Source organism: Haemophilus sputorum HK 2154, assembly GCF_000287615.1.
GTDB lineage: Bacteria > Pseudomonadota > Gammaproteobacteria > Enterobacterales > Pasteurellaceae > Haemophilus_A > Haemophilus_A sputorum.
In genome coordinates, this window is sequence record NZ_ALJP01000023.1 from 128,457 (window position 1) to 139,985 (window position 11,529).

Annotated in this window: 10 protein-coding genes and 2 rRNA genes; 8 read left to right on the forward strand and 4 right to left on the reverse strand. The window is 40.9% G+C overall.

All coding sequences use genetic code 11. The features are described 5' to 3' along the window. Window positions 1-103: 103 nt before the first annotated feature. A complete protein-coding gene (locus HMPREF1128_RS09785; RefSeq protein WP_007526693.1) occupies window positions 104-883 on the forward strand; it encodes a hypothetical protein in 780 nt (259 codons plus the stop codon). 165 nt (window positions 884-1,048) lie between these two features. Then, window positions 1,049-1,822 (forward strand): hypothetical protein, encoded by a 774-nt coding sequence (locus HMPREF1128_RS09790; RefSeq protein ID WP_007526640.1) that lies wholly within the window; start codon window positions 1,049-1,051, stop codon window positions 1,820-1,822. A gap of 57 nt (window positions 1,823-1,879) precedes the next feature. Here the strand turns inward: HMPREF1128_RS09790 and HMPREF1128_RS09795 are convergent, their stop codons facing one another. Continuing rightward, a complete protein-coding gene (locus HMPREF1128_RS09795; protein WP_007526880.1) occupies window positions 1,880-2,590 on the reverse strand; it encodes a tRNA1(Val) (adenine(37)-N6)-methyltransferase in 711 nt (236 codons plus the stop codon). Window positions 2,591-2,672: 82 nt separating this feature from the next. Here HMPREF1128_RS09795 and ppa point away from each other — a divergent pair, with 82 nt between their 5' ends. From ppa to mutM, 6 genes are all read left to right on the forward strand, one after another. Next, the gene (gene ppa / locus HMPREF1128_RS09800) at window positions 2,673-3,200 is read left to right on the forward strand and encodes an inorganic diphosphatase (protein ID WP_007526912.1); all 528 of its coding nucleotides are present in this window, start codon (window positions 2,673-2,675) and stop codon (window positions 3,198-3,200) included. Window positions 3,201-3,275: 75 nt separating this feature from the next. Beyond that, entirely contained in the window at window positions 3,276-4,025 is a 750-nt protein-coding gene (locus HMPREF1128_RS09805; RefSeq protein WP_007526795.1) for a M48 family metallopeptidase, read from the forward strand. Window positions 4,026-4,154: 129 nt separating this feature from the next. Beyond that, on the forward strand, window positions 4,155-5,090 hold the full coding sequence (gene fabD, locus HMPREF1128_RS09810; RefSeq protein ID WP_007526661.1) for an ACP S-malonyltransferase: 936 nt from the start codon (window positions 4,155-4,157) through the stop codon (window positions 5,088-5,090). Window positions 5,091-5,168: 78 nt separating this feature from the next. Then, window positions 5,169-5,894 (forward strand): 3-oxoacyl-ACP reductase FabG, encoded by a 726-nt coding sequence (fabG, locus tag HMPREF1128_RS09815; protein WP_007526937.1) that lies wholly within the window; start codon window positions 5,169-5,171, stop codon window positions 5,892-5,894. A gap of 116 nt (window positions 5,895-6,010) precedes the next feature. Further along, the gene (brnQ, locus tag HMPREF1128_RS09820; RefSeq protein WP_007526876.1) at window positions 6,011-7,297 is read left to right on the forward strand and encodes a branched-chain amino acid transport system II carrier protein; all 1,287 of its coding nucleotides are present in this window, start codon (window positions 6,011-6,013) and stop codon (window positions 7,295-7,297) included. A gap of 70 nt (window positions 7,298-7,367) precedes the next feature. Then, entirely contained in the window at window positions 7,368-8,204 is an 837-nt protein-coding gene (mutM, locus tag HMPREF1128_RS09825; protein ID WP_007526916.1) for a bifunctional DNA-formamidopyrimidine glycosylase/DNA-(apurinic or apyrimidinic site) lyase, read from the forward strand. 75 nt (window positions 8,205-8,279) lie between these two features. Here the strand turns inward: mutM and HMPREF1128_RS09830 are convergent, their stop codons facing one another. The 3 genes from HMPREF1128_RS09830 to HMPREF1128_RS09840 form a co-directional block, all read right to left on the reverse strand. Next, the gene (locus tag HMPREF1128_RS09830; RefSeq protein ID WP_007526756.1) at window positions 8,280-8,681 is read right to left on the reverse strand and encodes a DoxX family protein; all 402 of its coding nucleotides are present in this window, start codon (window positions 8,679-8,681) and stop codon (window positions 8,280-8,282) included. Window positions 8,682-8,963: 282 nt separating this feature from the next. Beyond that, window positions 8,964-9,079, reverse strand: a 5S ribosomal RNA gene (gene rrf / locus HMPREF1128_RS09835). A gap of 104 nt (window positions 9,080-9,183) precedes the next feature. Beyond that, a 23S ribosomal RNA gene (locus tag HMPREF1128_RS09840) occupies window positions 9,184-11,529 on the reverse strand; the annotation flags it as partial.

The following is an 11,529-nucleotide window of genomic DNA, read 5'->3' on the forward strand; positions in this document are numbered from 1 at the left end:
CTCCAACGCTAACATTGAAAAAAACCTATCCTAAAAACAAATAGCAAAACAATTCTGGATTAAGTAAACTAACTCAAAAATCCTACCGCTTGTAAGGAACCCTATGAAAAAAATCATCTCTTTGCTTTGCTTAGTATTAGCAGCTTGTTCTAGTAACAAGACTTCATCTTCTCCTGAAGAAATCACATACATTTCAGAATCTTCAGGACTGCAACATATCAGTGATGATATCGTGTATATTCGAGATATTATCAAAACCCCAGATAACAAAATTTATTTACTTGGTGATACCGAAGATTACGAGTTTTCAGGGGCTGAAATAGAATATCTTCGACCTTTGTTACAACCCGAATACATCACACCAATGTTAAAAAAAGAAGACAAAAATTACGACCTTAGTATCATTATTTATGCTGATCGCAGCCATAATAATGTCCAGTTAAAATATCGTTTAAATATGCCGGTTAAGCATATAAAAACATTACGCCAAAGTCTTCAGGGGCTAAAACCACGCTGGACTAACTATTACAACGATGGAAGATGCAATACGAATGATTTCTTCTATCCAGCACCTGCTGACTGCAAAGGAAAAGAACGCCCAACTCAACTCGTATTCGAAATAGATGCCCAAGAAGATAGACTCAATGGGAAAATCGTAAAACTGAGTAACCGAGATGATATTATGAAAAATCCATCTCTTCCTATTGCAATAAGATCGTATGTATATAATTATCGTTTAAAAACAGATAAAGAAAAACGTTCAGAAAAATGGGAGAATACAAAAGAAGCTGCTAAAGACGGGGTTAAAGATACGCTAATGATTATTACCGCACCAATATGGTTGCCTCTCTATATCTATGGTTTCAGTGGCAGAATCGGTTAATTAAAATAACTTTATTTCAATAGCACCAACCCATTTGTTGGTGCTGTCTTTTTTTCTTATCTTCATAAAATTTTCTGGTATTAACTCGCCTATACAGAGAAAATAGCCAAAGAATACCTAATTCAGTAAACTTATTTAAAAATTTAACCGCTTGTAGGAATCTTTATGAAAAAAATAGCGCTTTGGCCTTGCTTATTTTTGCTAGTATTTTTTAACACGAATGGACCAGATTCTTACGAAAGTAAACCAACTGACTTTTTCACACAGCGTTTTGAGATGGATTATTTGGATTCTGAAGAAATCTCTATTCGTGAAATTATTCAAACTCCAGACAATAAAATTTATTTCCTTAGCGATAAGGAAGATTATGAATTTTCAGATGTTGAAGCGCATTATTTACAGCCATTACTTCAACCTGAATATATGAAATCTATTTTAGAAAATGATGAAAAATCTCATCTCTCCATGCATTTTATTGCTGACAGGAAAAATGATAAGGTTCAGATAGAATATAGTTTGACTATTCCTGTTGAATCTCTCAACACACTCCGCCAAAGCGTGGATGGGTTAGAAGAACGTTGGCATGTTACTTATGGCGAAGGCTGCTTTGCAGACCTTTTTGATAAAGAGCCTGCCGATTGTAAAAAAGAGAAAGGTGGGAATGAAATCAACTTTTATATGACAACCAAAGCTGTCAATGGAAAGATTACGAAACTGAATAACCGTGACGAAATACTTAAAAATCCCTCTTTTTCAGTGCCGATTAAAACGACTATCAAAAACTATTATCAAAAGTCAGATATTACTGTTTTTTTCGAGAAAAGTTATCTGAAACTAGAACCACTAATATACGCAATTGTTATAACTGGTATGTTTATTACGGCACCAATATGGCTACCTGTATCATTTATTTTATTTCTTATTACGTCAGTTAAATAATTCATCCCCATCTTTCTATTAAATGGCATTAACAAACCTGTTAGTGCCATTTCCTTTTTACATCTTCAAATAAAACGCTTGTGTCAGTTGAATAAATTCATCTGTATAGCGATTATTTTCATCATAAACCGTTAAGTCACGTTCAAATCTCGTTTGTGAATGCTTCGTGAATGTGATTATCCAGCGTTTTGGTGCTTGCCCTCTTTTAGTAATAATTTTGCAAATCTCTTGGCAAAAAAGACCGCTTGTTTGGCTTTGTTCGAGTAATTTTTCAGCGGCATCATTTGGCAAAATAAATATTATTTTTCCCTCTTCATTCAGCCATTTTTGCGCTTGCATTAACCAAGCAAAATGCGTTTGAACTGCACTTCTGGCAAGATCTCGCGCATTATCTGGACTACGTAAGGAATCCATAAAATAGGGCGGATTTGCAACAATGAGATCAAATTTTTGAGTGTAATCTGCTTCTAGCACATCATATTGACGTAACGCAATACGATCAGCCCATGGGGATCTTTGAATATTTTCTTTTGCTTGTTGATAAGCATTCGGTTCGATCTCTAACGCATGAATTTGGCAATTTGAATCTGTTCGTTGCGCTAACATTAACGCCACTAAGCCGGTTCCTGTGCCAAGATCTAAGGCTACATTAACGCCTTCTACATCGGCTATTGCGCCTAATAAAATGCCATCTGTATTTACTTTCATGGCACATTTATCGTGTGCGATGAAAAATTGTTTAAATTGAAAGCCGCTTGGTTTACTCATTTTCGTGATACTTATACAAATTTCGATGAAGATAAGCTATAATCGCATTGTTTTTTTACCTCTACAACAGAAGGAAACTAAAATGGGCTTAGAAAACGTACCAGCTGGTAAAGAATTACCAGACGATATTTATGTTGTGATCGAAATTCCAGCAAATTCAGATCCAATCAAATACGAAGTTGATAAAGAAAGCGGTGCATTATTTGTTGACCGTTTTATGGCAACTGCAATGTTCTATCCAGCAAACTACGGTTATGTGAACAACACACTTTCTTCAGATGGCGACCCAGTGGACGTATTAGTTCCAACTCCATACCCATTACAACCGGGTTCAGTTATTCGTTGCCGTCCAGTTGGCGTATTAAAAATGACCGACGAAGCAGGTGGCGATGCGAAAGTTGTTGCAGTTCCGCACACTAAATTAAGCAAAGAATACGATCACATCCAAGATGTAGGCGACTTACCTGCTTTATTAAAAGCACAAATCCAACACTTCTTCGAAAGCTACAAAGCTTTAGAAGCTGGCAAATGGGTGAAAGTTGAAGGTTGGGGCGATGTCAACGAAGCTCGTAAAGAAATCTTAGACTCATTTGAGCGTGCAAAAAAATAATCTTTTAATGCAAAATGCCAGAGGTCACTTTGGCATTTTTTCTATATAGCCATTTTTAACCTTACGGAAAATATTATGACTTTAATTAAAAAATTATGTTTATCTGCTTTTTTAGCAGCAGCCCTCGCTGCTTGTGTTAGTACTCAAGAAATGAACGCTAAAGCTTATGCTGGCTATGCACAAATGAAACAACAAAATGCGCGTGCAATTGATACTTCATCTTCAACAGCGAGACGTGTTCACACGGTATTCAATCGCATGAAACCTTATGCAGAAAAAGCCAATACTACTGGCGTACCATTCCAGTGGGAAATTACGGTTTTCCGCACCAACGAGCTAAATGCTTGGGCAATGGCAGGCGGAAAAATGGGCTTCTACACAGGCTTAGTTGATCGTTTAAAAATGACAGATGACGAAATTGCCACCGTAATGGGCCATGAAATGGCGCACGCATTAAAAGAACACAGCAAATCAGCGCATAACTTTGAAATGACAACGGGTATCTTTGGTGCAATCGCAGATGCGGCAGCTTCTGCTGCATTAGGCGCAGACACAGGTGGTTTATTAAGCACAGGGACAGATCTGATCGCAAACAAACCATTCTCCCGATCACAAGAAACCGAAGCAGATGAAGTCGGCTTAATGTTAATGGCTGAATCTGGCTATAACCCTTCAGCAGCACCAAACGTGTGGGTGAAAATGAGTAAAGAATCTGGCGGCAGCGGCGGCATTTTCTCTACTCACCCTTCAAACGAAGATCGTCAGGAAAATCTAGAACGTCTGATTCCTGAAGCAATGAAACTTTATAAAGCGAGCAAACGCTAATCGGTTCAAACTTGAGCTCCGATGAGCCAAAAGTAGCAAAACTGATACACTATCACTATTTTCAAGCGGTTGAATTTCGCAAATTTTTTGCAAAATCCTACCGCTTCCATTTTTACAAGAGGAACAACAATGTCTAATTTCGCAATGGTATTCCCAGGTCAAGGCTCTCAAGCAGTTGGGATGTTAGCTGACCTTGCCCCTCAATATCCGATCGTAGAAGCCACCTTCAAACAAGCAAGCGATGTGCTTGGTTATGATTTATGGGATTTAGTGCAAAACGGTAGCGCAGAAGACTTAGGACAAACTCAACGCACACAACCTGCGTTATTAACCGCTTCTGTGGCGATTTTCCGTGTATGGCAAGAAAAATTCCCCGAACTGAAACCATCAGTCATGGCAGGCCACAGTTTAGGCGAATACTCTGCCTTAGTATGCGCTGGCGTGTTAGATTTCCAAGATGCCGTAAAATTAGTGGAATTACGTGGTAATGCAATGCAACAAGCGGTGCCTGCTGGCACTGGCGCAATGTTTGCGATTATCGGTTTAGAAAACAATGCAATTATCAATGCTTGTGAACAAACCGCAAAAGAAACGGGCGAAATTGTTTCTGCCGTGAATTTTAACTCACCAGGTCAAGTTGTTATTGCAGGAACTAAAACCGCAGCAACTCGCGCAGGCGAGCTTTGTAAAGAAGCTGGGGCAAAACGTGCGTTACCATTAGCCGTTAGCGTGCCTTCTCACTGTGCATTGATGAAACCTGCTGCGGAAAAATTAGCTGAAGCATTGCAAAATATTCAATTAAATGCACCGCTTGTACCGGTTATCAACAATGTAGATGTTAGTGTAGAAACAGACTCAGATAAAATCCGTGATGCCTTAGTTCGTCAGCTTTATAGCCCTGTACGTTGGACAGAAACGGTTGAAAAAATGGCACAAGATGGCGCAACCACATTATATGAAATCGGCCCAGGCAAAGTATTAACCGGTTTAACCAGCCGTATCGTCAAAGAGCTTTCAGCAAAAGCAGTCAATGATGTTGCATCATTGGAAGCGGTGTTAGCGTAATTTTTTAATTCAATAGTGTGTAATAAACTTCGCAAAAACGGGATTTATTACGCACTAAAAAAACAAAAGGAACAAAAAATGCAAGGTAAAATCGCATTAGTGACTGGCGCAACCCGTGGTATCGGTAAAGCCATCGCAGAAGAATTAGTTGCAAAAGGTGCAACCGTTATCGGTACAGCAACCTCTGAAAAAGGTGCTGAAGCTATTTCAGCTTATTTAGGCGATAAAGGTAAAGGATTTGTGTTAAACGTGACCGAACCTGAATCTATTGAAGCGCTTCTAGCTCAAGTGAAAGCTGAATTTGGTGATATTGATATTTTAGTGAACAATGCTGGCATTACACGCGATGGCTTGTTAATGCGTATGAAAGATCAAGATTGGTTCGATATTATTCAAACTAACCTCACTTCAGTTTACCGTTTATCAAAAGCAGTATTACGCCCGATGATGAAAAAAGGCGGACGTATTATCACCATCGGTTCTGTGGTAGGTTCTATGGGTAACCCTGGTCAAACAAACTACTGCGCAGCGAAAGCGGGCTTAATTGGTTTCTCAAAATCATTAGCAAAAGAAGTCGCTTCACGCGGGATTACAGTTAACGTAGTCGCACCAGGCTTTATCGCAACAGATATGACCGATGAGTTAACCGAAGATCAAAAACAAGCGATTCTTAGCCAAATTCCAGCAGGGGAATTAGGTTCAGCGCAAGACATCGCAAAAGCCGTTGCATTCTTAGCTTCAGATGATGCACGTTATATCAATGGTGAGACCTTACACGTTAATGGTGGGTTATATATGAACTAATCGCCTACAAGCGGTTTAATTTCTGCCGAATTTTGCTATTATGCCAGCTCAGGTAAAAGCAAGATTCGGCATTTTACTTTTATTATTTTTCTTTTTTTAATCTTTGTGTGTGTTTTATGACTAAAAATAATTTTGTTGTTGGCTTTATGCTATTTGCCATCTTTTTTGGCGCAGGTAACCTAATTTTCCCGCCTAAACTTGGGCTAGAAAGTGGAGGACATTTCTTACCGGCTATCCTCGGTTTTATTACAACCGGTGTTGGCTTGCCGCTATTAGGCATTATTGTGAGTGCCTGCTATGAAGGTGGTTATAAATCGGCATTAAACCGAATTCACCCTTGGTTCTCACTGATTTTCTTAGCGGCAATTTACCTTTCAATCGGGCCATTTTTTGCTGGCCCTCGTACAGGGGCAACGGCTTATGAAATGGCGGTTTTACCGTTTCTTAAAGAACCAAGCAGCATCTCACTATTCATTTTCACACTTATCTATTTTTCCTTAACCCTCTGGTTGAGTCTCAACCCTTCCAAAATGGTTGACCGTATCGGCGCAATTTTAACGCCTGTGTTAATTATTAGTATTATTGGTCTAGTTATCCGTGCTTTTTTCTTACTGAATACAGAAACCATTCACCCTGCAGTAAGCGAAAACTCTTGGTTATTTAAAGGTGTTATCGACGGATATTTCACCATGGATGCACTAGCATCACTTGCCTTCTCTGTTATCGTATTAAATGCGATTAAAGCGAAAGGTGTCAGCCCTTCTGCATTGATTAAACAAACCGTAGTGGCAGGCGTTATTGCCGCGAGTGCTTTAGGCGTGATTTATTTCTCATTAGGTTGGATTGGTAACCATATTGAAATTAGCCAAGAAACCCTTGCGACGTTAGAAGCCAATAAACAAGATCTTGGTACTTATATTCTAAACACTATTACCATTCAGGCATTCGGTGAATATGGTCGAATGCTACTAGGCATTATTGTATCGCTAGCTTGTTTAACCACCGCCGTTGGTTTATGCGCATCAGTCAGTGAATACTTTAATGAAGTGTTCCCAAAAATCAGCTATCGTACCTATGTGATTATTTTCTGCTTATTAAGTATGTTAATTGCCAACTTAGGGTTAAAAGAAGTCATTACGCGCTCAATTCCTGTGTTACTGATTCTTTATCCAATTGCAATGACAGTAATCTTAATGCTAGGAATCAACGCATTACACCACATTCCGCTATTAGGACAACGCCTTGCAGTGGGGCTAGTGACCATCATCTCAATTTTATCGGTAATTGGTACTGGCTTTACTGATCAACTACCATTTAAATCTTATTCCATGGAATGGATGCCGTTTGCAATAATTGGTTTAGTAACAGGTTATATCATTCATCATTTAATCAAAAAACGTTAATCCAACAAGCGGTCAACTTTGCAAAAAACTTTGTAAATTTGACTGCTTTTTTATTTTATAAGGAATCTTCATGCCTGAATTACCCGAAGTAGAAACTAGCCTACGCGGTGTCGAACCTTACTTAGTTGGGCAAACTATTAAAGCTATTGTTTTGCGCGTGCCTAAACTCCGCTGGGCCATTCCTCATGTCTTAACAGAAATGTCTGGCGCTATTATTCAACGCCTTTCTAGACGTGCGAAATATCTGATTCTTCATACGAATCAGGGAGATATATTGATACATTTAGGGATGTCGGGTTCATTAAGCATTCTTCACTTAGAAGATGAAATCGCCCCTAATAAACATGACCACGTTGATTTAATTACCGAATCAGGTGTGGTATTGCGTTATAACGACCCACGCAAATTTGGCTGTTGGCTTTGGGCTGAAGATGCATCAGAACATGAACTCATTCAGAAACTCGGGCCTGAGCCGCTTTCTGAGGCATTTAATACCGATTATCTCTTTAAGAAGAGTCGAGGGAAAAGTGTCGCTGTCAAAAACTTTATTATGAATAATGATATCGTGGTTGGTGTAGGTAATATCTATGCATGTGAATCGCTATTTATGGCAGGAATTCATCCAGAGCTGATTACACAAAACCTGACACGAAAACAATGCGAACGGTTAGTCACCGTAATTAAATCGGTGTTAGAGAAAGCTATTCAACAAGGTGGAACGACTCTAAAAGATTTTATTCAACCTAACGGCAAACCTGGTTACTTTGCACAAGTTCTCCAAGTTTATGGGCGAAAAGGAGAATCTTGCCATGTTTGTGGAGAGTTAATTCAAGCAAAAGTTATTGGGCAAAGAAATAGCTATTTCTGTCCAAATTGTCAAAAACTCCCGCTTTCCTCAATAAAATAAAAATTCCTTTCAAACAAAAAAGGCGAACTATTTAAATTAGTTCGCCTTTTATTCTCATCTCATGTTTATTGGGTATTAAGCACTACGTTTAGCATCTAAAGATAATTTACCTGGGCCAATCACCATGAAAATTAAAAATGCCATGCAATACATAATGGCTAATTCGCCTTTGTTTGCTAACGGATTAAAAATCGTTTCTGCGCTCATATGCATAAAGAAATAAGCATAAGCCATTTGACCTGCTAATAAGAATGAAATTGGACGAGTAAATAAGCCTAATGCTAATAATAATCCACCTGCAATTTCTAAAATACCACCAACAATCATCATTGGATCAGTAACTGCACCATTTCCACCGGTCATTGACATTGGATATTCAAAGAATTTTGCAGTACCGTGAAGTAAAAACATATAACCAATAACGATACGAGCAAGTAAAAGTACAACAGGGGTAAGTTTTTCAAAAGTTGAATTCATAAGTTCCTCTAAAATAAAAATAGAATATTTGTTTCTCAAATACGAGGCTTATTTTACCCTATATTATTTTTCAATAAAGTAGATAATTGGAAACATATTATTTCCTATAAATGAATAATCCTAATGCTAGGGTAATGAAAAAGTAGACTATTAAAAAACGAATAACAAAAGTAATGTGAAGAAGTGGAGGGAGAGTTTATATCATCATGGTAAATACGATTTAAAATCTTTCAAAAAGCAAAAACCCCGTCACACTCAGTAACGGGGTCCTTTCTCTATTCAATCCGGCGATGCCCTACTCTCACATGGGGAAGCCCCACACTACCATCGGCATTACAGCATTTTACTTCTGAGTTCGGTATGGAGTCAGGTAGAACTACTGCACTATGGTCGCCGGAATATCCGGTCATGATTCATCTCATTATCTTATCTATTCTTCTTCTCAAAACCAAAAACAAGCCTCAAAACCTTTCATTCCCACCCAAAAACACTTGAGCGTTGTATAGTTAAGCCTCTCGGGCAATTAGTATCTGTTAGCTCAACGGCTCACACCGCTTACACACCAGACCTATCTACGTCGTAGTCTCCAACAACCCTTACAGTCTTATAGACTGGGAGAACTCATCTCAAGGCAAGTTTCGTGCTTAGATGCTTTCAGCACTTATCTCTTCCGCATGTAGCTACCCAGCAATGCTTCTGGCGAAACAACTGGAACACCAGGGATGCGTCCACTCCGGTCCTCTCGTACTAGGAGCAGCCCCTTTCAATTCTCCAACGCCCACGGCAGATAGGGACCGAACTGTCTCACGACGTTCTAAACCCAGCTCGCGTACCACTTTAAATGGCGAACAGCCATACCCTTGGGACCTACTTCAGCCCCAGGATGTGATGAGCCGACATCGAGGTGCCAAACACCGCCGTCGATATGAACTCTTGGGCGGTATCAGCCTGTTATCCCCGGAGTACCTTTTATCCGTTGAGCGATGGCCCTTCCATTCAGAACCACCGGATCACTATGACCTACTTTCGTACCTGCTCGACTTGTCTGTCTCGCAGTTAAGCTTGCTTATACCATTGCACTAACCTCACGATGTCCGACCGTGATTAGCAAACCTTCGTGCTCCTCCGTTACTCTTTGGGAGGAGACCGCCCCAGTCAAACTACCCACCAGACACTGTCCGAGAGCGTGTTTCCACTCTTCGTTAGAACATCAAACGTTAAAGGGTGGTATTTCAAGGACGCCTCCACAATCACTGGCGTGACTGCTTCAAAGGCTCCCACCTATCCTACACATCAAAATTCAATGTTCAGTGTCAAGCTATAGTAAAGGTTCACGGGGTCTTTCCGTCTAGCCGCGGGTACACCGCATCTTCACGGCGATTTCAATTTCACTGAGTCTCGGGTGGAGACAGCCTGGCCATCATTATGCCATTCGTGCAGGTCGGAACTTACCCGACAAGGAATTTCGCTACCTTAGGACCGTTATAGTTACGGCCGCCGTTTACTGGGGCTTCGATCAGGAGCTTCTCTTTCGATAACACCATCAATTAACCTTCCAGCACCGGGCAGGCATCACACCCTATACGTCCACTTTCGTGTTTGCAGAGTGCTGTGTTTTTAATAAACAGTTGCAGCCAGCTGGTATCTTCGACCGGTTCAACCTTCAGGGGTAAACCCTTACAATCTACGCCGGCGCACCTTCTCCCGAAGTTACGGTGCTATTTTGCCTAGTTCCTTCACCCGAGTTCTCTCAAGCGCCTGAGTATTCTCTACCTGACCACCTGTGTCGGTTTATAGTACGGTTTAGTATAATCTGAAGCTTAGTGGCTTTTCCTGGAAGCGTGGTATCAGTTACTTCAGTGCCGTAGCACCTCGTCATCACTTCTCGGTGTTATGAGCATCCGGATTTGCCTAAATGCTCCACCTACCGGCTTAAACAACCATCCAACAGGTTGATAACCTAACCTTCTCCGTCCCCACATCGCAATTATACCAAGTACGGGAATATTAACCCGTTTCCCATCGACTACGCTTTTCAGCCTCGCCTTAGGGGCCGACTCACCCTGCCCCGATTAACGTTGGACAGGAACCCTTGGTCTTCCGGCGAACGAGTTTTTCACTCGTTTTATCGTTACTTATGTCAGCATTCGCACTTCTGATACGTCCAGCAAACCTCTCGATTCACCTTCATCCGCTTACAGAACGCTCCCCTACCCAACAGTATTGCTACTGATGCCGCAGCTTCGGTGACTAGTTTTAGCCCCGTTACATCTTCCGCGCAGGCCGACTCGACTAGTGAGCTATTACGCTTTCTTTAAATGATGGCTGCTTCTAAGCCAACATCCTAGCTGTCTAAGCCTTCCCACTTCGTTTCCCACTTAACTAGTACTTTGGGACCTTAGCTGGCGGTCTGGGTTGTTTCCCTCTTCACGATGGACGTTAGCACCCACCGTGTGTCTCCTGAGTATCACTCTTCGGTATTCGCAGTTTGCATCGGGTTGGTAATCCGGGATGGACCCCTAGCCGAAACAGTGCTCTACCCCCGAAGGTGTCCGCTCAAGGCTCTACCTAAATAGATTTCGGGGAGAACCAGCTATCTCCCGGTTTGATTGGCCTTTCACCCCCAGCCACAAGTCATCCGCTAATTTTTCAACATTAGTCGGTTCGGTCCTCCAATTAGTGTTACCCAATCTTCAACCTGCCCATGGCTAGATCACCGGGTTTCGGGTCTATACCTTGCAACTAGACGCCCAGTTAAGACTCGGTTTCCCTACGGCTCCCTTATTCAGTTAACCTTGCTACAAAATATAAGTCGCTGACCCATTATACAAAAGGTACGCAGTCACCC